Origin of the sequence: Serratia marcescens (assembly GCF_006715005.1) — a bacterium.
GTDB classification, from domain to species: domain Bacteria; phylum Pseudomonadota; class Gammaproteobacteria; order Enterobacterales; family Enterobacteriaceae; genus Serratia; species Serratia montpellierensis.
The window spans coordinates 2546143-2571468 of sequence record NZ_VFMJ01000001.1 but is presented as its reverse complement, the minus strand read 5'-3'; the positions used below and the strand labels follow the sequence as shown (position 1 = coordinate 2571468).

Annotated in this window: 26 protein-coding genes and 1 tRNA gene; 11 read left to right on the top strand and 16 right to left on the bottom strand. The window is 59.7% G+C overall.

The window, feature by feature from the left end; translation table 11 throughout:
- The first annotated feature begins 151 nt into the window (after window positions 1-151).
- Window positions 152-227, top strand: a tRNA-Lys gene (locus tag FHU12_RS12455).
- A 220-nt stretch (window positions 228-447) separates the two neighbouring features.
- Here FHU12_RS12455 and FHU12_RS12450 read toward each other — a convergent pair.
- A complete protein-coding gene (locus FHU12_RS12450; protein WP_141969662.1) occupies window positions 448-951 on the bottom strand; it encodes a DedA family protein in 504 nt (167 codons plus the stop codon).
- A 74-nt stretch (window positions 952-1025) separates the two neighbouring features.
- Entirely contained in the window at window positions 1026-2339 is a 1314-nt protein-coding gene (locus FHU12_RS12445; RefSeq protein ID WP_141969659.1) for an MFS transporter, read from the bottom strand.
- A 384-nt stretch (window positions 2340-2723) separates the two neighbouring features.
- On the opposite strand from FHU12_RS12445, the gene FHU12_RS12440 reads away from it, so the two are divergent.
- Window positions 2724-3026, top strand: a complete 303-nt coding sequence (locus FHU12_RS12440; RefSeq protein ID WP_141969657.1) for a putative quinol monooxygenase — start codon at window positions 2724-2726, stop codon at window positions 3024-3026.
- A 128-nt stretch (window positions 3027-3154) separates the two neighbouring features.
- Here FHU12_RS12440 and FHU12_RS12435 read toward each other — a convergent pair whose 3' ends face one another.
- The 7 genes from FHU12_RS12435 to FHU12_RS12405 form a co-directional block, all read right to left on the bottom strand.
- Window positions 3155-3697: a hypothetical protein gene (locus tag FHU12_RS12435; RefSeq protein WP_141969655.1), complete on the bottom strand. Its 543-nt coding sequence runs from the start codon at window positions 3695-3697 to the stop codon at window positions 3155-3157.
- A complete protein-coding gene (locus FHU12_RS12430) occupies window positions 3681-4247 on the bottom strand; it encodes a GNAT family N-acetyltransferase (RefSeq protein ID WP_141969653.1) in 567 nt (188 codons plus the stop codon). The genes FHU12_RS12435 and FHU12_RS12430 overlap by 17 nt, the downstream gene beginning before the upstream one ends.
- A 122-nt stretch (window positions 4248-4369) precedes the next feature.
- On the bottom strand, window positions 4370-5089 hold the full coding sequence (locus FHU12_RS12425) for an enoyl-CoA hydratase/isomerase family protein (protein ID WP_141969651.1): 720 nt from the start codon (window positions 5087-5089) through the stop codon (window positions 4370-4372).
- On the bottom strand, window positions 5082-6254 hold the full coding sequence (locus FHU12_RS12420) for an MFS transporter (RefSeq protein ID WP_141969650.1): 1173 nt from the start codon (window positions 6252-6254) through the stop codon (window positions 5082-5084). Before FHU12_RS12420 ends, FHU12_RS12425 begins: the two co-directional genes overlap by 8 nt.
- Window positions 6251-7462, bottom strand: coding sequence for a 5-aminolevulinate synthase (gene hemA / locus FHU12_RS12415; RefSeq protein ID WP_141969648.1), 1212 nt, complete (start codon window positions 7460-7462; stop codon window positions 6251-6253). Before hemA ends, FHU12_RS12420 begins: the two co-directional genes overlap by 4 nt.
- A gap of 15 nt (window positions 7463-7477) precedes the next feature.
- Window positions 7478-8689 (bottom strand): acetyl-CoA C-acyltransferase, encoded by a 1212-nt coding sequence (locus tag FHU12_RS12410; protein ID WP_141969646.1) that lies wholly within the window; start codon window positions 8687-8689, stop codon window positions 7478-7480.
- Window positions 8690-8698: 9 nt separating this feature from the next.
- Window positions 8699-10228: a 3-hydroxyacyl-CoA dehydrogenase NAD-binding domain-containing protein gene (locus tag FHU12_RS12405; RefSeq protein WP_141969644.1), complete on the bottom strand. Its 1530-nt coding sequence runs from the start codon at window positions 10226-10228 to the stop codon at window positions 8699-8701.
- Between the two features lie 335 nt (window positions 10229-10563).
- Here FHU12_RS12405 and FHU12_RS12400 point away from each other — a divergent pair, with 335 nt between their 5' ends.
- The 3 genes from FHU12_RS12400 to FHU12_RS12390 all read left to right on the top strand — a co-directional run bounded on the left by FHU12_RS12400 (window position 10564) and on the right by FHU12_RS12390 (window position 12745).
- Window positions 10564-11280: a LuxR family transcriptional regulator gene (locus FHU12_RS12400; protein ID WP_141969642.1), complete on the top strand. Its 717-nt coding sequence runs from the start codon at window positions 10564-10566 to the stop codon at window positions 11278-11280.
- Window positions 11281-11459: 179 nt separating this feature from the next.
- Window positions 11460-11888, top strand: coding sequence for a universal stress protein (locus FHU12_RS12395; protein ID WP_025302347.1), 429 nt, complete (start codon window positions 11460-11462; stop codon window positions 11886-11888).
- Between the two features lie 176 nt (window positions 11889-12064).
- The gene (locus FHU12_RS12390; protein ID WP_141969640.1) at window positions 12065-12745 is read left to right on the top strand and encodes a hypothetical protein; all 681 of its coding nucleotides are present in this window, start codon (window positions 12065-12067) and stop codon (window positions 12743-12745) included.
- A gap of 44 nt (window positions 12746-12789) precedes the next feature.
- Here the strand turns inward: FHU12_RS12390 and FHU12_RS12385 are convergent, their stop codons facing one another.
- From FHU12_RS12385 to FHU12_RS12365, 5 genes are all read right to left on the bottom strand, one after another.
- Window positions 12790-13803, bottom strand: coding sequence for an Ldh family oxidoreductase (locus FHU12_RS12385; RefSeq protein WP_141969638.1), 1014 nt, complete (start codon window positions 13801-13803; stop codon window positions 12790-12792).
- Between the two features lie 19 nt (window positions 13804-13822).
- Window positions 13823-15388 carry an APC family permease gene (locus tag FHU12_RS12380; protein WP_141969636.1) on the bottom strand — a complete coding sequence of 522 codons (1566 nt, stop codon included), beginning with the start codon at window positions 15386-15388 and terminating at the stop codon, window positions 13823-13825.
- A gap of 44 nt (window positions 15389-15432) precedes the next feature.
- A complete protein-coding gene (locus tag FHU12_RS12375) occupies window positions 15433-17049 on the bottom strand; it encodes an aldehyde dehydrogenase (NADP(+)) (protein WP_141969634.1) in 1617 nt (538 codons plus the stop codon).
- A gap of 54 nt (window positions 17050-17103) precedes the next feature.
- Window positions 17104-18024 carry a dihydrodipicolinate synthase family protein gene (locus tag FHU12_RS12370; protein WP_141969632.1) on the bottom strand — a complete coding sequence of 307 codons (921 nt, stop codon included), beginning with the start codon at window positions 18022-18024 and terminating at the stop codon, window positions 17104-17106.
- Window positions 18025-18233: 209 nt separating this feature from the next.
- Window positions 18234-19088 (bottom strand): AraC family transcriptional regulator, encoded by an 855-nt coding sequence (locus tag FHU12_RS12365; protein ID WP_141969630.1) that lies wholly within the window; start codon window positions 19086-19088, stop codon window positions 18234-18236.
- Window positions 19089-19477: 389 nt separating this feature from the next.
- Here FHU12_RS12365 and FHU12_RS12360 point away from each other — a divergent pair, with 389 nt between their 5' ends.
- The 4 genes from FHU12_RS12360 to FHU12_RS12345 are packed head-to-tail and all read left to right on the top strand — an operon-like array spanning window position 19478 to window position 23067.
- Window positions 19478-20425, top strand: coding sequence for a 4-hydroxyproline epimerase (locus FHU12_RS12360; protein ID WP_141969627.1), 948 nt, complete (start codon window positions 19478-19480; stop codon window positions 20423-20425).
- Window positions 20425-21549, top strand: coding sequence for an NAD(P)/FAD-dependent oxidoreductase (locus FHU12_RS12355; protein ID WP_141969625.1), 1125 nt, complete (start codon window positions 20425-20427; stop codon window positions 21547-21549). Before FHU12_RS12360 ends, FHU12_RS12355 begins: the two co-directional genes overlap by 1 nt.
- A complete protein-coding gene (locus FHU12_RS12350) occupies window positions 21546-21806 on the top strand; it encodes a (2Fe-2S)-binding protein (RefSeq protein ID WP_141969624.1) in 261 nt (86 codons plus the stop codon). Before FHU12_RS12355 ends, FHU12_RS12350 begins: the two co-directional genes overlap by 4 nt.
- On the top strand, window positions 21799-23067 hold the full coding sequence (locus FHU12_RS12345; RefSeq protein ID WP_141969622.1) for an NAD(P)/FAD-dependent oxidoreductase: 1269 nt from the start codon (window positions 21799-21801) through the stop codon (window positions 23065-23067). Before FHU12_RS12350 ends, FHU12_RS12345 begins: the two co-directional genes overlap by 8 nt.
- Before the next feature lie 47 nt (window positions 23068-23114).
- Here FHU12_RS12345 and FHU12_RS12340 read toward each other — a convergent pair whose 3' ends face one another.
- A complete protein-coding gene (locus tag FHU12_RS12340; RefSeq protein ID WP_141969620.1) occupies window positions 23115-23474 on the bottom strand; it encodes a hypothetical protein in 360 nt (119 codons plus the stop codon).
- A 545-nt stretch (window positions 23475-24019) separates the two neighbouring features.
- Here FHU12_RS12340 and FHU12_RS12335 point away from each other — a divergent pair.
- Together FHU12_RS12335 and FHU12_RS12330 are read left to right on the top strand one after the other, a co-directional pair.
- The gene (locus FHU12_RS12335; protein WP_141969619.1) at window positions 24020-24334 is read left to right on the top strand and encodes a hypothetical protein; all 315 of its coding nucleotides are present in this window, start codon (window positions 24020-24022) and stop codon (window positions 24332-24334) included.
- Window positions 24335-24504: 170 nt separating this feature from the next.
- Window positions 24505-24936, top strand: a complete 432-nt coding sequence (locus tag FHU12_RS12330; RefSeq protein ID WP_141969617.1) for a hypothetical protein — start codon at window positions 24505-24507, stop codon at window positions 24934-24936.
- 18 nt (window positions 24937-24954) lie between these two features.
- Here the strand turns inward: FHU12_RS12330 and FHU12_RS12325 are convergent, their stop codons facing one another.
- Entirely contained in the window at window positions 24955-25296 is a 342-nt protein-coding gene (locus FHU12_RS12325; RefSeq protein ID WP_141969615.1) for a GlpM family protein, read from the bottom strand.
- Window positions 25297-25326: the final 30 nt, after the last annotated feature.

Genomic DNA, 25326 nt, shown 5'->3' with positions numbered 1-25326 from the left:
AGCGGAAGATTACTCTTCAAAGGGAGGGATTAACAGACCTTATGCGACTTATCTCGTTGATTAAACAAAGGGTTGTAAAAATCGCATGAGAAAAAGTAATGAGTGGAAGCGTTTGACAGCGGCACTGGCGAGGAGGACAATTTATCGCGTTGGGTCGTTAGCTCAGTCGGTAGAGCAGTTGACTCTTAATCAATTGGTCACAGGTTCGAACCCTGTACGACCCACCAACCAAATCAGCGTGTTACGCACAGACTTTTCTCTGCTTGTTCCCTCATGGCGCCGTTTTAAGCGCGCATTCTGCAAAAAAATTCGCATTTTTCGACTGATGTTCAGAAAGGTGATCTGGCGCAAACTGCGATGTTGCACCGGAGTTTATACGGCAAGGGAGGCTGTGCGCTGGCGCAACGTCGGCGTAGGGACGGGTCATTTGCCCAAGAATCTTTCAGGTCAAGATACGGGGAATAAATGCGCGGCCGACATCAAGAGCAGTGCCCAAACGGCGGCTGAAAGCGCGGCGGTGGCATAAACGTGTCGCGTCGGCAGTTGCAGCATGCCGGCCATCAGCGGCACGGTGTAACGCATCACTGCCAGGAAACGCGAGGCGAACAGCAGCGGCAGCCCGCGCTTTTGCAAGGCGTGTTGCGCGTTGCGCAGCGGGGCGTGAAAGCGTGCCGGCAGCCGGCGACCCAGATCGCGGCGGCATAGCAATGCGCCACAGTGGAACGACACGATTGATCCCAACGCGGCGCCGAAGGTGATGGCCGCCCAAATCGCGCCGAGGGGCAGCGCATGTTTGCCCGCAAGAATGCCCATCAGCAGCGTCACCGAGGCGGGCGGTAGGACGGAAGACACCACGATCACGGATTTTCCCAGCGCGAACAGGAAAATCAGCAGCAGCAACATCTCCGGTTCCGGGCTGTATTTAGCGATAATGTGCGTCAATTCATCCATTTAACACCTGTGGGTGAGGGGGCTGAATGCCAGTGTCCCACCCGCAGGTTCAATAATGACTAAATAATGCGCCGCTATCCGGTAATCTTTGCGTCTTGCTTGCTCACGTCGGTGCGCCGGTTTCTGAGCGCCCACAACAGCGCCGCGCACAGCAGCGAAAAGGCGGCCAGTACCAGCGGCCCGGCATGCGGGCTGTGAAAACGCTGTTCCGCCTCGGTGCGGATAAGCGGAGCTAAAAAGCTGAATGCGGCACCGAGCGTGGTGCAAAAGCCGATGCCGGCCGCCAGCGCCGGGCCGGTAAGCAGCTGCGCGGGAAACGTCCAGAAAATGGGCTGTACCGCCAGGAAACTGACTGCGCAACAGCTCAGTGCGGCGATAGCGAGCAAAGGGCCGGCATAGGAAGAAACCACCAATCCCAGCGCTGCCGCGATCATGCAGCCGATAGCGATCGGTAATCTTCTGGTGGTTTTTTTGTCGGCATAGCGCGGCAGGAAATAGACGCCCAACGCGGAGAATGCCCAGGGAATGGCGGCCACCAGCGAGGCTTTGAAACCAAGATGGGTGCCCATCAACGAGGCGACCTGCGACGGCAGGAAAAACATCAGGCCGTACACGCCGATCTGCAAGGTGCCGTAGATCAACGCCAGATGCCAAACTTTGCCGCTTCTCATCGCCGCTTTGACGCTGCTGGTTTCGGTCTGCTGCTGTTCGGTGGCCAACTGTGCGACCAGTGCCGTGCGTTCTTCCTCAGTCAGAAAGCGGGCTTGCTGCGGGCTATCGTCGAGATAGAAAAAGGCGAAGACGCCGAGGGCGACGGCCGGCAACCCTTCCAGCACGAACATCCAGAACCAACCGGGTTTACCCAGCACGCCGTGCATCTCCAGCAATGCCCCCGACAGCGGGGAGCCGAGCGTCAGGGCCGCCGGCACGCCGAGCACGAAAATGCCAATGACCGAGGCGCGCACCTTATTGGGAAAATAGATCGACGCCAGCAGCAGGATGCCGGGGTAAAACCCGGCTTCGGCGATCCCCAGCAGAAACCGCAGGGCGATAAACTGCTGTTCGTTGGTCACCAGCCCGGTGCAGGCCGACAGCATCCCCCACAGTGCGGTGGTGGCGCTGAGCCAGCGTTTGGCACCCCAGCGGTTCATCAGCAGGTTGGCCGGGATGCCGAATAGTGCATAGGCGGCAAAAAATATCCCGGCGCCGAGCGCAAAAGCGGATTGGGACAGCGCGATATCGATGGCCATCGCGTCCTTGGCAAAGCCGACGTTAACCCTGTCGATAAACGCGACAAAGTACATGGCGAACATCAATGGCACCAGTCTGCGCCAGGTTTTGCGAATGGCGGCGTTGAGCGCAGGAGCGGCATAGGTGGCGTGATTCACTGGCGTTAACCTCTCTTCTGAGAATGACAAGCGTCGGTCACAGGACCGTCCTGATGCCGTTGTCCTCAACACGACGGTAACTACGGTTTTTCTTCGGGACCTTTAAAGGTCTAAAGGACTAATGGTCAGGCCTTTAAAGGTGAAAAAAAACGCCGCGTATCGGGTCGGCAGGTGAGTGCAGACATCACCATGGTGAATGGTGTGTTGCTTTTTTGTTAATCGAAAGTTCACACAGGGCTATGGCGCGTTCAAGCGCTTTGATCGAGATCTGTGTGCGCTATCACCGAATTGAGAGTCCGGTGATAGACCGCGAGAGTGACGCTTTCATCTCGGGAGGGAGGACGATAAGGTGAGGCACGGCAAAACAGAATGCAGGAGCGCAACATGCTGAAGGTCATCGCTGAAGATTTTATTCACCCGGAACACATTGAAACCGTTATGCCATGGTATCGCGAGCTGGTGGAGAAAACCCGTCAAGAGCCGCTGTGCATCAGTTATGAACTGTGCATCGACCAGCAGGACCCCGGGCATTTTATTTTTATCGAAAGCTGGCCGGATCGCGCCGCCCTGGATGTGCATTGTCAGACCGAGCATTTCACCCGGCTGGTGCCGCAGATCAACCACTATCAGCGCAAGCCTTGTACCTTCCTGTTTATGCAGGTATTTCCCGGTTTGAACGCTGACTAGATGAAAAAAGCCCCGCAGGGGGGCGGGGCTAATGGCTTCTCAATGCATCTTGTAATGGTTAATAAATAACCTTATTGCTTGAGGCATGCTCTGAGAATGCTCCTAAACGCATTCACTAAATGAATGTATTAGGTGGGGGCTTCGCTGGCGGTTTTGATGGCGTGCAACATACGGCGCCGTATCAACCCGCTCACCAGGCGAATAGTATACCAATAGGGAATAAACCGCCGCCGGCTGGCGTCGTCGGGGCAAAAGATGCGCGTTTCCGTCACCAGACGACAGCGCCCGCCCTCGAGAGGACTCACAACATAGCCCAGCGCGAGTTTGGCGACGCCGGGCTGAGCGAAGGCCAGAAAGCCCGCCCCGTCAGCGACCTGCTCCAGACCGTATTCAGCCTGCCAAAATCGGCCGATCAGGCCATAGACCAACGCGTTGTCATCTTGCTCAAGCAGGCAAAAGTTATGCAGGCCAAACGGCGGCTGGCCGGGCTTATCGCGTGGCATCAGTCGCGCGGGCAATTCGCGCAGCGCTATCATGCTGCGGAAGAAGCGATCGTGTTTGGGATCGTAAGCGGCCACGGCCGCCAGGATCCGAGCCTGCGGTGCGGCGATGGCGATCGCATGCCGTTCCGAGAACTGGTATTGCCCAAGGTATTTATTCAACAGCGCCATGTTTTTCATTCTCCCGCCATTCGCTTTGCAGCAAGGCGAAACCGAATTCGTCGCCCCATGCGCCTTTGAAAAACACGTTTTGCCGCCAGCAGGCCTCACGACGAAAGCCCAGCTTGCCAAACAGCGCGGCGGCGCGAAGATTACGCGCGTCCACCACCGCGGTAATGCGGTGTTTCGCCAGCGGCCCGAACAGCAAGGCGATGACGGCGATCAGCGCCTCGCGTGCCTGTCCCTGTCGCTGATGAGCGGGATCGAAAGTCACGCCCAGTTCAGCCTGACGCCCCTCATCGAAGAAATGCACCGCGACATCGCCCAGCAACGCACCGTCCTCACGGCGCTCGACCGCCAGTTGAAACCAGCTGTCATCACGGTTGAACGCGAGCTGCCGTTGCTGTTCGAAAAAGGCCTGCGCATCGGCGGCGCTGTAGTCGCTCCAGCTTTGATAGCGCGCCACGTCTGGGTGGTTTCGGTAGGCGGTAAAGTGGGACAGATCGCTGGCCGTGAATGGGCGCAGGATCAGTCTGGGGGTCTGCAGAGGCAAAGGGCGCATTATTTTTCCTTATCAGCGCATTAGGGCTACCGGCAGTGTAGCCCAGCGCCGAGAGGCGGGCTGCGTAAAATGAGCTGTGGCGGAAAAGCGGAAATGCCGGTTCAGGCGAACCGGCAGGGGGATTATCGGCGGGCGGCAGCCTGACGAAGGCGCTCGACCGGGCCTTGTTGAAAATCGAATGAGGGGGCTTCTTGCCGTGCCAGCCCCTGGCGCACGATGGCCTTAACCGCTTGGCTGGCAGCAAGGTCTTTTCCGGCGATCTGTTCGGCGATGCGCAGTGCTTCTTCCCGGGCCGATCCCGCGCTGATGCGGGAAATGGCGCCGTGTGACAGCGCCTCCTGCGCATCGACGGTTCTGCCGGTCAGCAGCCAGTCGAGCGCGACATAGGGAGAAATCCGCGCCGGCAAGCGCGCGCATCCGCCTTGCGCGGCGACCAATCCGAGCCCGGTTTCGGGGAAGCTGAAGCGTGCGCCCTGGCCGGCGACGATCAGATCGCACGCCAGCGCCAGCTCAAATCCGCCCCCGTACGCGATGCCATCAACGGCGGCGATGATCACCTTGGCGATCTGTGCATGGATCAGCCCGCCAAACCCCTCCGGCGTGACGATCGGCAGTTCGCCCTGACGAAAGGCGTTGATATCCATACCGGCGGAAAATACCGCCGGTTGGCCCGCCAGGACGATCGCGCGCACCGAGTCATCGTTATCCGCCTGTCGCAGGTAGGTGCGGATCAGCTCGGCCATCTGCAGGTTGATGGCGTTCTTTTTTTCCGGCCGATTGAGGGTGATGACCGCAACCTGCTCGCCGTGGCGCTCATAAAGCACCGGGAGGGCGTCACTCATTGTTGGCCTCTCCCCGGAAAAACAGCAGCGTCAGCAGCAGGGCGATGGCGCCGAGCGGCAGCGAAAACAGCGGCAGGTAATGGGCCGGCAACGCATAGAGCGACAGGCCGCCCAGCATGCCGCCGGCCGCGATGCCGGCGTACAGCACCGAGCTGTTGAGCGACACTGTCAGCGCGCCAAAGCGTTTCGACAGCGACAACAAGTGATGTTGGATCGGCACCAGGTACATCCAACCGGTGATGCCCCAGACCAGAAAGATGGCCAGCACCCACCAGGGTGAGGTGACGTAAAAGGCCAGCAGGAACAGGGACAGCGTCTGGATCGCCACGGAAAACAGCAGCACGAACTTGCTGCCGAAGGCATCGGTTAGCGCGCCGGAGGCAAAATTGCCGATCACCGCGCCAATGCCGAACACCAGCAGCGCGAGGGGCAGGATCGCCTGCGGGCCGAACTGGGTGTTTTTCAGCAATACGCTGACGTAGCTATACACGATGTGTTCCGAGCAAACGGCAAAAAAGGTGATCAGCAGCGTAGTCAGCACCGCCTTTTGCCGCAGCGGAGCGAGCCGCTCTTTCAGCGAATGCTTGCCCGGTGGCGCAATGGCGCGCAGCGCCAGCGAAAGGCCCAGCAGCGCAATCGCTCCCAGCAGGGCGATGAACAGAAAGATTTCACGCCAGCCGATCAGTTTGGCGAGAAAGGTACCAAACGGAATGCCGAGCGCAATAGCCAACGTCATACCGCCATAGACGATGGAAATGGCCAGGCCGCGACGCTTTTCCGCCACCAGCCCCACCGCAGCGGCGGCGGCCTGTGGCGTGTAACAGGCCGCCCCCAATGCCGCCAGCACTCTGCCAAACGAGATCTGCAGGTAGCTGGTGGCCCAGGCGCAGGCCAGGTTGCCGGCGATGAACAGCACCAGCGCCAACTGCAGGATATGCTTGCGGTTGACGTTACCCAGCAGCCAGGCGGTGAGGGGGGCGAACAGCATATAAGCCAGCGCGAATACCGATATCAACTGCCCCGCTTGCGCGGGGCTGACGGCAAAGGTGTCGGAAATGTCGCTGAGCACGCCGGCGACGATAAAGGCGTCGGTGCCGATGGCGAACGTACCGGTCGCCATCAGACAAAGCGTGACCAGATGGCCGTTATAATCCGCTAACTTCATCCCGCCCTCCGCAGATCGTTCGCTGCCCAGACCCGTCCCAGCGCCGCCAGGAACGTCTCCACGTCGGCATGGGAATGCGCCGAGGTCGGCGTCACCCGCAGCCGCTCGCTGCCTGCGGGCACCGTTGGTGCATTGACCGGCTGTACGTAGATGTCATGCTCATCGAGCAGCACTTGGCTGATGTGTTTGTTGCGATGGGGATCGCCGACCCGCAGCGGCAGGATATGGCTGTCGGCCGACACCAGCGGGATGCCGGCGGCGCGCAGGCCAGTTTTCAGGTGATCGACGATCGCCAGCAGATGCTTGCGCTGGGTGTCATGCTCGAGGTTGTATTTAAAACTGGCCAGCGCGGCGGCCACCACCGGCGCCGGTGACGAGGTGCTGAAGACGAATGCCGGCGCCCAACTGCGCACCGCCTCCACCACCGAGCGGGGCGCGGCGATATAACCGCCCGCCGCACCGTAAGATTTGCCGAACCCGCCCTGAATAATGGTGATTTTATCCAGCAGGCCCAGCTGTTCGGCGTAGCCCAGCCCCCGTTTGCCATAGACGCCGGCGGAGTGGATCTCGTCGAGATAGGTCAGCGCCTGATACTGCTCCGCCAGCGCCACGATCTGCGCCAGCGGAGCGAAGTCACCGTCCATGGAATACAGCGACTCGAAAGCGATCAGCTTTGGCCGCGCCGGATCGGCGGCCTGCAGCAGTTCGGCGAGGTGTGCCACATCGTTGTGGCGGAAGATCTTTTTCTCTGCCTTGCTGTAGCGGATACCGTAAATCATCGAGGCGTGATTCAGCTCGTCGGAGAACACGATCAGATCGGGAATGGCGTCGCACAGGGTGGATAAGGTGGCGTCGTTGGCGCCGAAACCGGTGGTGAACAGCAGCGCCGACTCTTTGCCGTAGGCGCTGGCCAGCAGCGTTTCCAGCTCGCTGTGGTAGACCGAGGTGCCGGAAATGCTGCGGGCGCCGCAGGTGCCCAGCCCGACCCGGTTAACCGCGTCGGTGGTGGCCAGCAGTACTTTGGGGTGGTGGCTCATCGCCAGATAGTCGTTCGAGCACCAGACGTTGAGACGGCGCTCGCCTTGCTGCCCGTGGTGGGTGGCCCAGGGTTTGTCCTGCACGCCGCGTTCAAGGTTGAGGAACTCGCGAAAACGTCCCTGTTTTTTGGTTTCCGCCAGCTTTTCTTCAAGAATGTTCAGTACGCTCATCGTATGTTCCTTGTGTTAAACGGCTTTAATGTTTAATGACAGGCCCTGACCGACGCCGACGCACATTGTCACCAATGCGTTGCCGGCCTGCCGATCGCGTAGTTCCAGCGCCGCCGACAGCACCAGGCGCGCACCGGACATCCCCAGTGGATGACCGAGCGCGATGGCGCCGCCGTTCGGGTTGACTCGCGCGTCGTTGGCGTCGATGCGCCAGTGTTTCAGCGCCGCCAGAACCTGTGAGGCGAACGCTTCGTTAATCTCGATGATGTCGAAGTCGTTCAAGGTGAACCCGCCACGCTGCAACAGGCGCTCGGTGGAGGCGATCGGCCCCAGCCCCATCAGCGCCGGTTCAACCCCGGCGGCCGCGCTGTCGCCGATCTCCGCCAGCGGTTGCCACCCTTGGCGTTTTACGTAGCGACCGGAAGCCAATAGCAGCGCGGCGGCGCCGTCGTTGATGCCGGAAGCGTTGCCCGCCGTGACCGAGCCGCCGGCGGAGAACGCCGGTTTCAGCGCCTGTAGCTGTTGCAGCGTGCTGAGCCGGGGAAATTCATCCTGGGCGAATGTGCGGGTGGTTTTACGATCCGCCGGCACGTCCACGGGCGTGATTTCCCGCGCCAACCGGCCGCTGTCGATCGCCCGTCGGGCCTTTTGCTGCGAGGCCAGCGCGAACAGATCCTGTTCCTCGCGTGAGATATGTTGCCGTTGGGCCACGTTTTCCGCCGTGATACCGAGCGGATCGCTGCCGTAGCGCTCCGCCAGCCGCGGGTTGACAAAGCGCCATCCCAGCGTGGTGTCGTACAGCTTCACGCCTTTGTCGAACGGCGTTTCGCCCTTGCTCAGCACATAGGGCGCGCGGCTCATGCTTTCCACGCCGCCGGCCAGAATCAGTTCGCTGAGGCCGCTGCGGATTTTCGCCGCAGCGTAGATCACCGCATCCAGCCCGGAGGCGCAAAGGCGGTTGAGGGTGATGGCCGGCACCGACGGATCTAACCCGGAAAGCAGCGTTGCCATGCGGGCGACGTTGCGGTTGTCCTCGCCGGCCTGGTTGGCGCAGCCTAAAACCACTTCGTCCAGATTCGCTTCCGCCGCCGGATGGCGCTGCAGCAGACTGCGAATGATCGTCGCCGCCATGTCGTCGGGGCGGGTATGCGCCAGGCTGCCGCCATAGGCGCCGATCGCCGTGCGCGCGCCGTCGATCAGATAAACGCCGTCATCGTTAATGTTCATCGTGGATCCTTAAGGCGTGGTCGTCAGCGCCGGTTGCGCGGTGTGCAGAAGGGTATAATGCGGCGCATAGCGCGCCGCGTGCAGCAGCTGCGCCAGATTGCTCAGCGTCGTCCTGACGTTTTTCTCCCCCAGGCTATCGAGCCAGTCGAAAATGCCGCCGGCGTAGTTAACGCCCGCGACGGCGGCGACATCGATGTCTTCCCGGCTGCAGACGCCGCTTTCCACCATGATCACCGACTCGTTGATCAGGCTGCTGAGGACACGAGCGACGATCAGCGCCGGGGAGTCTTTGATAAATTCAACCTGTGGGATTGTCGTGTGCAGCAGGCGTAAAAACAGCGCCTTATTGGTCGCCGAGGCGTGGCGGCTGTGCGCCGCCACCAGATACGCCGTGTCGGCGTAGTTCAGGGCGATATCGACCACAAAAGCGTCAGCCGTCGTCTGCTCGGCTAACTGGCTCGCCGTGCGGCCATCGGTGATGCTGACGGTGAATGCGTCATTGATCTGGACGGCCGGCCCCAGGCCCGGTAAGGCCGGCCGTTGTTCCACGCGTAGCCGTGGCCACTGAAGCGTGGCCCGCTGTTGCAACAGGGTAAAAAAAGGGTGTTCACCGCAGACGCGCAGCGTCTCGACGTCTGCATCGATGGCAGTCGCCACCGGCGGGGCGGTTTCTTCGGCAGCAAAGTAGGAGCGGCCGTTCTTTTTCCCCAACAGACCGGCATCGACCAGCGAACGCTGCAGATGCCCGGGGGTATAACGCGGGTCGTATTGCATGTCCTGCCAGATTTGCCGGCTGACCTGATAGTTGATGTCCTGGCCGATAAAATCGGTCAGCTCGAGCGGCCCCATGCGAAAGTGCCCGCCGGCCTTGAGGGCGCGGTCGATTTGCGGCGCGCGCGCCACGTGTTCTTCCAACAGGCGGAATCCTTCCAGGTAGTAGGGGCGGGCCATGCGGTTGACGATAAACCCCGGTGTGGCCTGGCAGACGACATCGCGTTTCCCCAACGTGGCCACCAGTTGACGGCAACGTTCGGTGGTGGCGTGTGCGGTAAAGTAGGCCGGGATGATCTCAATCAGTTTCATCAGCGGTGCGGGGTTGAAAAAGTGCAAACCGATAAACCGCTCGCTGTGCGTCACCGCCGTTGCCAGCTTGTTAAGCGACAGTGAGGAGGTATTGGTGGCGATCAACGTGTCGGGCTTGACCACCGCGGCGATGGCCGCCAGCACTTCAAGTTTGGTTTGCTCTTGCTCGGCGATGGTTTCTATCACCAGCTCGCTGTCGGCAATGGCCTCAAACACCGAGGTGAACGCCAGATTGGCCAGCACCGCGCCTTTATTCTGCGGCGCGATCTTGCCCTGTTCGACTTTTTTGTTCAGGTCTTGCGCGATATAGTCGCGAGCCTGATTGAGGGTATTGCCGTTGCGATTATAAAGCACCGTGCGAATGCCTTTTTGCGCGAAAAGATAAGCGATGCCTCTGCCCATCGTTCCCGCGCCGATAATCGCAGCCGACTGAATTGCCGCATTACTTTCTGCCATAGAAAATCCCCGTCACTGTATGCCATGCGAAATTCGCAAATGCTTATTATCTCTTTGGATTTACGGCGGCACTGAGTGCCTGTGAGGAAAGTAATTGGCGGTGTCCTGGCTGTCTAACGGTAGAAATGACAGGTTTACGTGCCGAGGAGATTATGCTATTCGCGTAGTTTTACTGTTCGGCGCAATAAAAAGGCTTATTTTAAGGGGAATAGCTATTTTCGTTATAGCGTTGGTATTTTTTATTATATGAAACGGTTACTGGCCCCGGGCGACGATATTCTATAGTGAGTCTGACCTATCGATAAATTGGCATCGCTATCTGGAGAACCTGCGTTATGGATACCCGCACTCAACGGCTCATGGCGGAGGTGATTGGCAGCCTGGCCGATCGCGAATGCTTTCTGACGCAGCTGGGGCCCTGCGCTGAGGCGCTGGGGTTTGATTATTTCTCCTACATCGTGTTTTCCTGTTATCCGGCCAGCCGCCCTAAAATGCTGATCGAAGGGAATTGTTCCGTGAACTATCTCGAGGATTATCGGCGGCAGCGGGTGTATTTGCAGGATCCGGTTATTGAGCGCGCTCACCATTCCACGCTGCAGTTTCAGTGGGACGAAAGCTTTTATCACGAGCGGCCGACGCTTTGGCGGCGTATGGCGCAATTCGGCCTGTGCGCCGGTTGGTCGCAGTCGGTCAAGGATTGCTATGGCCGCCTCGGGATCCTGACGTTTGCCGGGAAAGCGCTGCCCGAGCAAACGCTGCAAGCGCGCGCGGCAAATGAAACCTTTTTCCTTTGGCTGGCGCAAACCGCCCATAAAACGCTGCGTGAAGCCTTGATATCGGTGAATGACGACGCGATAAAAGATGTGCTGACGCTGCGCGAAAAAGACATCTTACGCTGGTGCAGCGAAGGGAAAACGGCGGAAGAGATCGCGCTGTTGATGGGAGTGAGCGAGCGCACGGTCAATTTCCATATCGGCAACTCGATTAAAAAACTTTCTGTCGCTAATAAGACCGCCGCTACCGCCAAAGCGGTTTATTTGCAGCTGATTTAATCTCGAGTATTAAATAATTAATCGCCTATCCGTTAGCGGCGCGATGTTTATATTTTGTTAAATTAAGAATTGTCCTTACCAGTATTTACCCCCGATCACAAAAGCGTGATAAAGCGATTCACCGCGCCCGTGCGCGGCAGTACTCTGTGGGCACCTGGTTTACATAGAAAGGACGTGATATGTACAAGACTATTTTGGTGCCGATCGATATTGAAGAGGATCTGTTGACCGAGCATGCGCTGAAGCATGTGGAATACTTAGCGAAGATGTCCGGCGCTAAAGTGCATTTCTTCCATGCGCTGCCGGATGCTTCGGCTTTTGTTACTGCCTATTCGTTCGGTCTCAAGGAATTTGAGAATCAGGCGGAAGTGAAGGCGGTGGATAAACTGAAGAAAATCATGTCGGAAATCGATCTGCCGTTGGATCGCCTCAATTACACCGTCAGCTTCGGTTCTGCACGCGATCAGGTGCTGGAACTGGCGGAAGAGATCGACGCCGATCTGATCATTATCGGTTCGCGCCGCCCGAGCGTGAAGACCTATCTACTGGGGTCTAACGCTGCCGCTATCGTTCGCCATGCCAATATTTCGGTGATGGTAGTCAGATAATCCGTCTTAAACCCTCGTTTTCGGGTGCGTTCTGCGGTTGTCGGTCGGCTGCAGAGCGTGCCTGGCGTTTTATTGCCATCTCAGCCTGAGCTGCTACGATTTTAGCTGACGTTTTTATGCCGATCGGGCCACCGGCCTTGCGCATATTCATCATCTCAGCCAGAAGAGGGGCAGCTATGCCATTAGAAGTCGATGGGATCATCAGAGGCGATCGGGGCAGTGAACCGAGCCGTTGGCAACATGCGTCAACCAAACCGCTTATCACGCTGACCTGGCATCACACCATTCCCTGGAACTGTTTGCGTAATGTCTGGAATGGTCTGGTAGCGGGGCAGCATTGGAACGCGCTGGACGAGTTTATGAACCTGATCGGTGTGCCAAACCGCGCCGAGGTGCTCAAACAGATCAAAAATAAAAACCTGCAGGATCGCGATGGATTACACACTCTGGTGACCTGGCAAGGATGGAATATCGTCGAGGGACCAGGTAATGAGTATCGCGCTCAGGGCGACGATCCCGGTGAAAACTTCGACGGTTGGTCGGGTAAGGGGATGAGTACCAATCAGCAAGCGACGCAGCAGCAGGTCAATGTGTTGTATCTGGTGATGGCGCCGTTGGGAAACCGGGCGCTGGACGCCGCCAGACAGGCGCCGCACATTACTGCGGAAGAAGCGGGCGTCTTGCAACGGACGATTAAACAGACCCGCCCAACGTTGCGAGGAAAGGAACCGATCCGGTGGCAAGAAGACATGTGGCATCAGGTGCAGCCGGGTAAAGAGGCGAAACACTTTGCCCGCTGGGATACCAAACCGGTATGGCGCAAGCGCCTGCACAGCGACCTGGTTCAGGCAAGATAAGACTCCCCCGCGCCGGGTTGCCGGCGCGGGGGGGCAATCCGGCGCTAATCGCACAGCGCCACTATTTCGTCGTACAACGTCCTGGGGATTTTCACACCGTCTTGTTCGCTCTGGCGCCGCTGCCGATAACGCCGCTCGCCGGGGATGCGTGCGCCTTGCGCCTGCATACTGGCAAACATCGCCTCTGCGTTGGCGAAATATTTCGCCTTATCTGCACCGAGAAAACGTTCGGGATCCAACGCGATGATCAATTCACCGCCGTAGGGCGACGAACCGGTACCGTCGTCATAGGCCAGCGACTCTTTGCTGGTCATATCGCCGATCAGCGGGCCAGCCAATAATTCCACCATCGCCGCCAGCGCCGAGCCCTTATGGCCGCCGAAGGTCAGCATCGCGCCTTCCAACACGCTGGCGGCATCGGTGGACGGATTGCCTGCCTTATCAATACCCCAGCCTTCGGGCAGCGGAGTACCAGCGCGGCGATGCAGTTCAATTTCGCCTCGCGCCGCCGCGCTGGTGGCCATGTCGAACAAAAACGGCGGCCGATCGGGGCGTGGCCAGCCGAAGGCGATGGGGTTGGTGCCGAACAGCGGTCGCGAACCGCCGGCCGGCGTCACCCAGGCGTGGCTGGGCGTGCAGGCTAAGGCCACCAATCCCTGCTCGGTCAGCGGTTCGATGTCGGCCCACAGCGCGGAGAAGTGCACGCAGCGGTTGATCGTCAGCGCGGCGATGCCATTGGCGCGCACCTTATCGATAAAGGCCGGCAGAGCGGTGCGGTAGGCCAGCAGGGAAAACGCACCGCCGGCATCGGCGCGTAAGATGGCCGGCGCTTGGTCGAACAGCTTGGGCTTTGCATCGGCAGAGACTTTGCCTGCCCGCAGCGATCGCACGCAGCCCAACAACCGGTACAGCCCGTGCGAAGCGCAGCCGTCGCGTTCGCCCTGGGTGACATTTTGCGCCACCGCCTCAGCATGCGCCTGATTGAAACCGTTGCTGCGCAATGCGCGCAATGCCAGTTGATAAGCCTGTTCCAGCGACAGAACGTGTATGGATGTCATTTCGATGTCCTCCCTGGATTCATTCTTCTTCATCACCGATAAAATTGGCCTGAGGTAAACAGGTATAGGCGCCCCAGTAGTAAACCGCCAGCGCAATCACCGCCATGGTAAGGGTGTCCCACGGGTGGGCAATGGCACCGATGCCGCCGAAGCTGCTGAGGTAGGAGAGTGCGATCACCAGCGCATAGAAGACGATCAGCCACAGCGAGGACCAAATTTGTTGCCGGAGGCTAACGGCGTGGGTCGGCACCTGATTTTTGAACAGGATGTAGATGAAGAACATCAGGATCTGCAAACCGAGCAGCCAGGAGACGGTATCCCAGCCGGACCAGAAGACGATCAGCGCCGAAATGATAAACGACAGCGGGCCGAGCACGCAGAAAGCGCGCACCCGGAACGGACGCGGCATATCGGGCGCATTGCGCCGCAGCCCGGCGGCGGTGACCGGGGCAATGGCGTAGCTCAGCACCAGCGCGGCGGACACCACGCCGATCAGCTTTTCCCACGACGGGAACGGCAGCGTCCAGAATACCGAAAGGGCGAAGGTCAGCCACAGCGCCGGGCGGGGAATGCCGGACTCGCCATCTACCCGGGTGAACAGTTTGAAGAAGGTGCCGGCGCGAGCCCAACCGTAGATCACGCGAGGCGTGGCGTTCATATAGATGTTGCCGGTGCCGCTCGGTGAAACGATCGCGTCGCTGACCACCAGAAATGCCAGCCATCCCATGCCCAGCGTGATGGCGATATCGCGGAACGGCAAGGAGAACTGTTGGCTGATGCCGGCCCAGCCGCCGCTCAGCATCTCACTGGGGATGCTGCCGAGAAACGCTATCTGCAGCAGGACATAAATGATGGTGGACAGCACCACCGACAGGATCAGCGCGATGGGAATGGTGCGCTGCGGCCTTTGCACCTCACTGGCGACCGAAATGATCGGCGTCAGGCCGAGGTAGGCGAAGATGATGCCGCCGGCGGAAATGGCGGCCTCAACCCCGGCGGAGCCGAAGGGGGCAAAGCCTTGGCTGTGCAGGTTTTCCGGTTTGAAAAAGCTGAACAACACCACGATCACCAGCAGCGGCACCAGAAACTTCAGCACGCTGATCAGGTTATTGGATTTGGCGAAGGTTTTGACGCTGTAGTAGTTGAGCGCGAAGAAAAAGCACAGCAGCGCCAGCTGCACCAGCCAGCCGATCGACGTAGGGTCGCCGGAACCCGGCTGGCTGAGGAACGGGAACCAGGCGGCGGCGTATTGCCGGGCGGCGACGACCTCGATGGCGATCAGGCTCGAGAAGGCGATCAGCGTGATAAACCCCAGCAGATAACCCATCAGTTCACCGTGCGAGAACACCGGATAGCGAATGATGCCCCCGGCGCGCGGCAGGGCGGCGCCCAGCTCGCAGTAGACGATGCCGAGCAGCAGCACCGCCAGGCCGCCGATCAGCCAGGAATAGATGCCGGCCGGGCCGGCGATGGAGGAGACATGGCTGGCGGCGAACAGCCAACCGGAGCCGAAGATGGCGCCCAGACCGATGAACGTCAGATCGGTGAGCGTAAGCTGCTTCTTGAATTTGCCTTGGGTTGTCATGGTATTACCCTTTTGTTATTGAGTGGCAGGCAGATGCGGCCGGGCTAATTTTGGGCAGGTGAAACCAGGGGATCTCGGGTGAAAACGCCGTTCACCAGCCGTAGCAGGTTGAGCGGGTTGGCATCCTGCAGCGGTGGCGGCAGCAGCGCCGCTGGCGTGTTTTGCAAACAGACCGGCCGCAGGAAACGTTCGATGGCCAACGTGCCTACCGAGGTGCCGCGTGCGTCGCTGGTCGCCGGGTAGGGACCGCCGTGCACCATGGCGTCGCACACTTCCACCCCGGTCGGATACCCGTTGAACAGCACCCGACCGGCTTTGCGTGCCAACAGTGTCGTCAGCCCGGCGGCCATATCGAGATCGCCGTCATCCGCCAGCAGCGTGGCGGTCAACTGACCTTGCAATGCCGCCAGCGCCGCATGCAGCTGTGCTTCGCTATCTACAGCGACCAGGATGCTGGCCGGGCCGAAGACCTCCTGTTGCAGCAGGGGATCGGCCTGCAGCAGCAGAGCCTCCTCCGCGTGATACAGCTGTGCCGTCGCCCGATGAGGGGGCGTTTCGCTGCGGCCCGCCAGACGGCGCATACCTGGGTGCGCATCGAGGGCCGCCAGCCCGTGACGGTAGTGCTCCAGCGTGCCGGCATTCAGCATCGGCTGCGGCTCGGCGGCGTTGACCAAGGCGCTCATCGTTTCGGCCAGCCGATCGAAGGCGGCGCCACGCAGCGCGACGATCACGCCGGGTTTGGTGCAGAACTGACCGCAACCGAGCGTGAAGGAAGAGACCAGTTCCTGCGCGATGTGCTGCCCGCGCCGCGCCAGCGCCTGTGGCAGGATCACGACCGGGTTGATGCTCGACATTTCGGCGAAGACCGGGATAGGTTGAGGGCGTTGCATGGCTATATTGAACAGTGCCCGGCCGCCTTGCAGCGAGCCGGTGAATCCTACGGCCTGAATCGCCGGATGTTGCACCAGGTCGGCTCCCACGCGGTTGCCGAAGATCATGTTGAAGACGCCGACGGGCATCTCCGTGCGTTTCCGGGCGCGCTCGATCGCCTGAGCGGTCAGTTCGGCCGTGATCATATGGCCGCTGTGCGCCTTGAACACGACCGGGCAGCCGGCGGCGAGCGCGGCCGCGGTATCGCCGCCCGCGGTGGAAAACGCCAGCGGGAAGTTGCTGGCGCCGAATACCGCCACCGGGCCAAGCGCCGTGCGGTATTGACGTAGGTCGGGGCGCGGCAGGGGGGAACGCTGCGGCAGCGCGCAGTCGATGCGCACGCCCTCGACGTCGCCGCGCCGCAGCAGCGTAGCGAACAGCCGCATCTGGCCGCTGGTTCTGGTGCGTTCGCCGCTCAACCGCGCCGGCGGCAAGGCTGTTTCCTGCATGGCGAAAGCGAAGAAAGCCTCATCCAACGCGTCTAGCTCCTCGGCAATAGCGTCGAGAAAGTTCGCGCGTTGTTCCGCGCTGAGCTGCGAATAAGGCGCAAAGGCCGCGGCGGCAGCTTCTGCGGCGGCGGCGGTTTCAGCGGCCGTGGCCTGGTGGAAGCGGTAGCCGGTCGGCTGACCGTCGTCGGCGCGCAGGCTGAGCAGCACCGCTTCCCCTTCGGCGCGGCGTTGGCCGCCGATAAATTGTTGGCCGCTGATGGCGGCAGAGCGATCGTTGGGCATCGGTTCCCCCGGTAGAGAAAGCATGACGCCCGGCATGGCCGGGCGGCGAAGACGTTACAGGCCGACGTTCGGCAGCGCAGGGCGAGTGGCCAGCGCTTTATCAATCACGGCGTTGATCTCGGTAAGCGTCTCGCCCTGCAGCGCCAGGCGCGGCGGACGAGTGACGGCGCTGCCGCGGCCGACCCGCTGTTCGCAAAGCTTGATGCATTGCACCAGATCGGGGCGGGCATCGAGGTGCAGCAGCGGCATAAACCAGCTGTACAGCGCCAACGCTTCCTCATAGCGTTTTTCCTGCGCCAGCCGGAACAGGGTTTCCCCTTCGCGCGGGAAGGCATTGGACATGCCGGAGATCCAGCCTTGCGCACCAACGGCAATGCTTTCCAGCACCACATCGTCCAACCCGGCGAACAGCACGAAGCGATCGCCGACTTCGTTGCGCAGATCGATAAAGCGACGGGTGTCGCCCGACGAGTCTTTGAAGCACACGATGTTCTCGCAGTCGACCAGCGAGGTCAGGATGTCGGGCGTGACGTCATTTTTGTAAATGGGAGGATTGTTGTAGACCATGATCGGCAGATCGGTCGCGCCGGCGACGCTGCGGAAGTGCGTGGCGGTTTCGTGCGGCTTGGCGGAGTAGACCAGCGCCGGCATCACCATAATCCCGTCGACGCCGGCCTTTTGCGCTTCACGCGCCATGTTCTGTGCGAAGGCGGTGGTGAACTCGGCGATGCCGGCGATCACCGGTACTTTACCGTCGGCGGCGTCTCTCGCCACTTCGATCACCGCCAGCTTTTCTTGCACCGTCATCGAAGTGTTTTCACCGACGGTGCCGCACACCACCAGGCCGGAGACGCCGTCGCGCACCAGGTTTTTAATCACCGTATGAGTGGCGTCGAGGTCCAGAGAGAAATCGTTGCGGAACTGGGTCGTCACCGCCGGGAATACGCCGCTCCAGCTTATGGCTTTATGGCTCATCGTGTTTGTCCTGTCGTCCGAAAGTGTTAATGAAAAGTGAATCTTTGGTAAGGCTCACCGACAGATTGACCGGTATTGCGCGGGGAGGCTTGACGCTTTTCGCCGATTGCCGCGACGAAATTGGCACAATGGCGCCGAAAAGCGGGCGTGAAAAAACCGGGCGCCGGCGCACCGCGAACAGAGGAGTATTAACCAGATAAATCAGATCATTAAGCGGAAATCGTCAGGCGGAAATCGCGCGGTGTAGACCCGGTCATCGCTTTGAATTGACGGCTGAAGGCGCTGTGATCGGTGTAGCCGCACAGCAGCGCGATGTCGGTGATCGGCAGATCGCCGGCCAGCAGTTCCGTGGCCTTTTCCAACCGTACTTTGTGGATCATCTGGCGCGGGGTGAGGTGGAAGATACGTTTGCAGTAGCGTTCGATCTGCGCCACCGACAAGCCGGTCAGCCCCGTCAGCTCCTCAAGCGCGATCGGCCGTGCGTAGTGGCGGCGGATGTGCACGTCGATCGCCGCCAGCCGTTGGTAGGCCGGGTGATTGGCCTTAGCTTCCTGCAGATCGTGAGAAATACCCGCCATGCCGATGATTTTTCCCTGCGCGTCGTACAGCGCCAGCTTTTGCGTCAGGCACCAGCCGGTTTCGCGGCCGTTGTACAGGTGCATTTCCAGCTGATCCTGGATCAGCACGCCGTGGCGCAATACCCGCAGATCCTGCTCGGTGTAGCCGGACCCGAGCTGAGCGGGAAAAACGTCGGCGGAGGTCTTGCCCAGCAGCGGCGTGACGGTTTTGAAACCGCAGCGCCTGGCCAGCGTCAGGTTGGCCAGCAGGTAGCGAGCCTGGGCGTCTTTGATAAAGAACACCACGTTGGGGATCGCGTTCAGCAGCGGCGCGATCAGCGCCAGCGTATTCAGCAGATCGCGCAGGTTGTTCGGGCGCTGCTGCGCCAGGCCGTCGCACAGGCGCGACAGATGTTCAACGGCAAAAACGTCCTCCTGCTCCGGCAGCCCCACAAGCGAAGGCGGCGAGAGAGAAACCGGAGGCTGATAGTCTGAAGTGGATCGCATAGCAGTCCCTTTTCGGTCGTTAGCCGGAAAAATAGGCGGATCGGGTTGATGTCTTCGCATCAATATTAACTTTTCTTTAACAAATCAAGCGCTATTTCCGGCCGCCTGCCAAATATGCGGATTGCCGCATACTTTTGCCGTGCGGTGCGTGGCGGTTACTTGAAAACTGCGGCACTTCTCGCCACGTGGAGGTTTAGCATGAAAGTAACGTCATGATAAATAGGTTATTGTTATGGTTTTCGTTAAAGGCGTGCCCGTGACGCGTCAGGCCTGACTTTTATCACTGTGCTGATTTCTTCATTCGCCGCGCCGAAACGCATCAAGCCGTAATGGCCACATTCGTTCAGGCTAATGCCATTGGTAACATCTCATTAACTCAGGAGACGCCGATGGTACTTTCTGCGCATATCACCGCTTTGCGGGCGATCGATTCTCATACCGGCGGAGAGCCGACCCGCCTGATCGTGGAAGGCTTTCCCGATCTTGGCGAGGGCAGCATGGCGGAACGACGGGCGCGTTTCGCGCAATATTATGACGATTGGCGCTGTGCGGTGATGCTCGAGCCGCGCGGTAACGACGTGTTGGTGGGGGCGTTGCTGTGCCGCCCCTGTTCGCCACAGGCCACCGCCGGGGTGATCTTCTTTAACAACAGCGGCTACCTGGGCATGTGTGGGCACGGCACTATCGGGCTGATCGCTTCGCTGGCGCACCTGGGGCGCATCCACGCCGGGCGTCACCTGATAGAGACCCCGGTTGGCCCGGTAAACGCCACGCTGCACGAGGACGGCAGCGTCACGGTGGAGAACGTGGCGGCTTATCGTTACCGCCGCCAGGTGCGGCTTGAGGTGGCGGGTTACGGGCCGGTGACGGGTGACATCGCCTGGGGCGGCAACTGGTTCTTCCTGATCGGCGAGTCGCCGTTGCCCATCGATAAACAAAATCTGGAGGCGTTGACCGCGTTCACCTGGGCGGTGCGGCAGACGTTGGAGCAAGCGGGTATCTGCGGTGAAGACGGCGGGGTGATAGACCATATAGAACTGTTCGGTGACGATCCGCAAGCCGACAGCCGCAGCTTCGTGCTGTGCCCCGGCAAAGCCTACGATCGTTCCCCGTGCGGCACCGGCACCAGCGCCAAACTGGCGTGTCTGGCGGCGGACGGTAAGCTGTCACCGGACACGCTGTGGCGCCAGGCCAGCGTGATCGGCAGCGAATTTCAGGCCTACTATCGCCGGAATGGCCATCGCATTACCCCTTTTATTCGCGGGCAGGCCTATGTGTGCGCCGATAGCCAGCTGTTGCTCGACGAACGCGATCCCTTTGTCTGGGGAATACGCTGATGGGCGTCGGGCGGAAAGCCGATGTCATTGTGGTGGGGGCCGGTATCATCGGCGCCGCCTGTGCCTGGCGGCTGGCGTGGGAAGGGTATCGCGTCTCGGTGGTGGACGATCGCCGCGCCGGCGCTACCGCCGCCGGCATGGGGCATTTGGTGTGCATGGACGACAATCCGGCCGAACTGGCGTTGAGCGCTTATTCGCTGCGGTTATGGCGTGAAGTGACGGGGCGCATGCCGCAAGACTGTGCCTGGCGCGGCTGCGGAACGCTATGGCTGGCGGATAAAGCGGATGAAATGGCCAGCGCCGAGCAAAAGCGGGCGCGGCTGGCGGAGCAGGGCGTGGCCGCAGAACTGCTGACGGCAGAGCAGATCGCCGCCATGGAGCCGATGCTGCGGCACGGCCTGGCCGGTGGGCTGCGGGTGCCGGGCGACGGCATTCTGTATGCACCGCAAGTGGCGCGTTGGCTGCTGGCCGATGCGGGTGCGGCGATCGACGTGGTGCATGGCGAAGCGGCCGCGCTGGAAGAGGGGGCCGTGCGGCTGGCGGACGGCAGGCGCCTGGCTGCGCCGATAGTGGTTCTGGCCTGCGGCCTGCGGGCCAATGGTTTGTTGCCGCAGCCGCTGCTGCGTGCCAAGAAGGGCCACCTGGCGATCACCGATCGTTATCCGCCGCGGGTGCGGCATCAGCTGGTGGAACTGGGGTACGGCGCCAGCGCGCATGCCAGCGACGGCACCTCGGTGGCGTTTAATGTACAGGCGCGGCCCACCGGGCAATGGCTGATCGGTTCTTCCCGCCAGTTCGATTCCGCCGATTCGTCATTGGATATGCCGCTGCTGGCGGCGATGCTCACACGTGCGCAGCATTTCTTGCCCGCGCTGGCGCAGATGAACATCATTCGCTGCTGGACCGGGCTGCGCGCCGCCTCTGCCGACGGGCTGCCGCTGTTAGGCGCGCATCCGCAGCATTCCTGGCTGTGGCTGGCGTTGGGGCACGAGGGATTGGGCGTCACGACTGCCCTCGGCAGCGCCGCGCTGATTGCTGCTCAGATCGGCCGGCAAACGCCGGAGATTGACGATACCCCGTATTTGGCGGCGCGGGCGTTTGCCGCCGAGGAGCTGCCTGTATGAATGAAAGACAAAACATGCTCACGTTGAACATCGATGGCGATCCCTGCCGGGTGCCGGTTGGCATTAGCGTTGCTGCGGCACTCAGCCTGTGTGGCGACGATCGTTGTCGGTTGTCGATTTCTCACCAAGCGCGCGCCCCCTTTTGCGGCATGGGTATTTGTCAGGAGTGCCGGGTGACCATTAACGGTCTGCGTCGTCTGGCGTGCCAGACGCTGTGCCAGGCCGGTATGCGTATTGAGAGGAGCGATGATGAGTAACTTCGACTGTGAGGTGCTGATCGTCGGTGCTGGGCCGGCCGGCATGGCGGCGGCGCTGGCCGCAGCGGAAAGTGGTGGTCAGGTGCGAATGATTGATGATAATCCGCATCCCGGCGGGCAAATTTGGCGCGGTGGGCCGCAGGTGGCTTTGCCTGAAACGGCGAACCGCTATCGGCAGGCGATAGCGACGAGGGAAAATATTGCGCTACAGTCCGGCTGCAAGCTGGTGGCACAGTGTGGCGTTGACCGATTGGCCTATGAAGATGCCGAAGGTTGCGGCGTGATTCGCTATCAAAAGCTGATTTTATGCAATGGCGCGCGTGAACTGTTGTTGCCGTTTCCCGGCTGGACGCTGCCGGGGGTGACCGGCGCCGGTGGTCTACAGGCGCAAATCAAGCAGGGGCTGGCGATCCGTGGCGAGCGCGTGGCGATCGCCGGCAGTGGTCCGTTGTTGCTGGCGGTGGCGAACAGCGTGAAACAGGCCGGCGGCGAGGTGGTGCTGGTGGCGGAACAGGCGCCGCTTTGGCGGTTGGCGGCGTTCGCCGGCGGCCTGTGGCGTTGGCCGGCCAAGCTGCGCCAGGCGTTTTCCCTGATGCCGCGTCCTTACCATGCCGGCAGCCGAGTACTGGCGGCGTTGGGGCAAGAACGTTTAACTTCGGTGCACGTCAATAACGGCGGGCGGGAGAGAACGATCGCCTGCGACAGGTTGGCCTGCGGTTTTGGTCTGGTGGCGAATATTGAGTTGGCGATGCTGCTGGGGTGTCAGATAGAACACGACGCCGTAGCGGTGGATCATTGGCAGCAAACCAGCCAGGCGCAAATTTTTGCTGCCGGGGAGTGTACCGGCATCGGCGGCAGTGAATTGGCGCTCACTGAAGGCGCTATCGCCGGTTATGCCGCCACTGGGCAGCGGGAAAAGGCAGAGCGCCTGGCGGTGCAGCGGCGGCAGTGGCGACGTTTCGCCACGGCGGTGGCAAGCACCTTTGCACTTGATGAACGCTTGAATTTGCTGGCCAAACCGCAAACGATACTGTGTCGCTGCGAAGACGTCACGCTGGAACAGGTGAGCCATCAGCCAGATTGGAACACGGCCAAGCTGAGCAGCCGTTGTGGCATGGGGGCTTGCCAGGGCAAAGTCTGTGCGACGGCGGCAAGGCAGCTTTTGGGCTGGCCTTTACCGCTACCGCGTGTGCCTTTAACGCCGGTCAGAGCGGAAACGCTGGTTGCTCTGGGAGGGCATTGCAGCGACGACGACAATTGATGGCGCGTCGCTGCGGTGACGTTTCAGCTCAAACCCACGTCGCTGCATCACCATTGCGGCCAATAGTAGGTTTTCTCTCGCCAACCTTTGCCGTACATACAGGCTTCGATGGTGGCGTTTCGGGCGGACTGATTGCGATCGGTCTGCACCGTCTTAATCGACGGCTCTTTGTCATAGCGGTATCCCGATGGGCAATCTTTCTTATTTTTCTCGCAAGGGATGTATTTGTTTTCGTAGCTGAACTCCACGTCCCGCACCACGTCCGGCGGAAAACGTTCGTAGCCGCGGCTACGGCATTCGGCATATTCGGCATCCCGGGTACTCTCGACCGCGCCGGGTCTTTCCCATTGGGTGCAGGCGGTCATCATCAAAAGCGGCAAAACAATCAAATAACGGCAATTCTTCATGGTGTCCCTAACTCTTTCTCTATCCTGAGGCTCGCCGCCTAGGAATGTTCCTAACTGGCGAGGTAGGAAAGTGTAATAAACTGACGGAACAATTGGAAATGATAATGGTTATTGTTTAGGTGTGATTGAGGTAGCGCCGCGTCGAGAGAGGATGCTGCCGAAATGATAGGGCTTGTCGTGATCTGCCATCTCGCAACGAGGGGGGAGATGACGCACCTCTTGTTTCATCCATTCTCTTTTTAGTGCAATGATCCGTTTATTCTCGCACCGTTGTGTGAGGAAAAATAATATGCAAGCTAAGTTTTTTCTTATCCTATTTTAATGCCATTTCTATTTAGGATATTTACCCATGCCTAAGATTTAATGTCCGGTATTAATACCTTATTTTTTTATTTCTGTTTTTTTATTGTGGTTTTATTTTCAGATTTCATCCATGAAAGACTTTTCAGTTACAGGGAATTCATTTGCATTTTAAATTTGGATTTTTTAAATTCAGTTCAGATGAAGGATAACCGTTCGCGACAAAGTCAAAAAAGGAGTTTATTTTGTCTGGGATAAAGAAAACGCCTGAAAGTCATGACGGTTTACCTTCACCATCAGAGGATTATGATACTTTTAAGCACCTCTCTGATGTTGGCGCCGTGTTGGGATATGGGCGAACTCGCTTTTATCAGTGGTGCCGTGGGCGCGGATTTCTAACCCCGATGAACGTGCCTTCACATGAAATGATCAGCCTGGGTTATATGGTGGCGGTGCTATCAGAGACCGGTCATACACGGGTTTACGTCACGCCGGATGGTTTTAGTTACGTCAGCGGTGCGTTTGCGGCAGATATCCAACGTGGCATGATCAAGTTTTAAATTTGCGAGATTCTCCTTTATTTTAAGCGCTTTAATGCAGAATCTTCTTATTCCTGCGGGTTGGTGGGGGCGTGGGAAGTTGTCCGATTTTTCCGTCTCTGCGACATGAATGCTACTGGAGGCAGCCATTCTCTTGTTACGATAAACATTATTTTCTTCAGGAGCCAAGGATGAAGCATTACGCCGCGTTGTTATTTGCCTCTGCACTGTTGACGGGATGTGCGACTCAAGCCATACCGCCGCAACAGGCTCAGTTACCGCCCCCAAGCCGTCTGATGCTCTACCAGAATATCCCGGATACGCCTTACGCCACGGTGGTGGTGGTACGCGACAGCGGAATGCTGGCAGGCAGCTGCCGCACCGGCGTCTATGTGAATGGGGCGTTTGCCGCTTCGCTGGAGGCGAAAGAAAAAGCAGAGTTTCGCGTGCCGACAGGCAATATCACGGTCAGTATCGGGCAAGATATGATCGAGAATCACCTGTGTATTTGGCGTGACACCGGAGGCAGTATACCGATGACGCTGCGCGCCGGTGAAAGCCGCTATCTGCGTATCGCCGGTGACCGGCAGCGTGGTTTCGTTTTGCAGGCGGGGCGACCGTAATCCGCCCAGGCAGGGGCGTTAACGTCCTTGCCACCATCCCCATAGCGTAATTAATAGCCACGCCGCCGCAATCCAGAATAGTACCGCCGCCCCCAGAGCCAACGACAGCCGCAGGCTGTTAATCAGGAAATACAGAGAAATCAAATACACCAGATAGGGCAGCACTGCCCACATGCCGAAAACCAGCGTCGTTTTCAGCGCTGCAATGGAACGCTCGTTGCCGACAATGTAATGCGCAATCAGGGCGAAAGTGGGGAAAAGGGGAACTAAACCGGCGATATAATAGTTGCGCGTTTTGGCCAGCAGGCCGATCAGAACCACGACCAGTGCGCCGATCAGCGCTTTGACAAGGATACCCATAATGGTCTCGGGTGTGGGGGAAAGCCAACA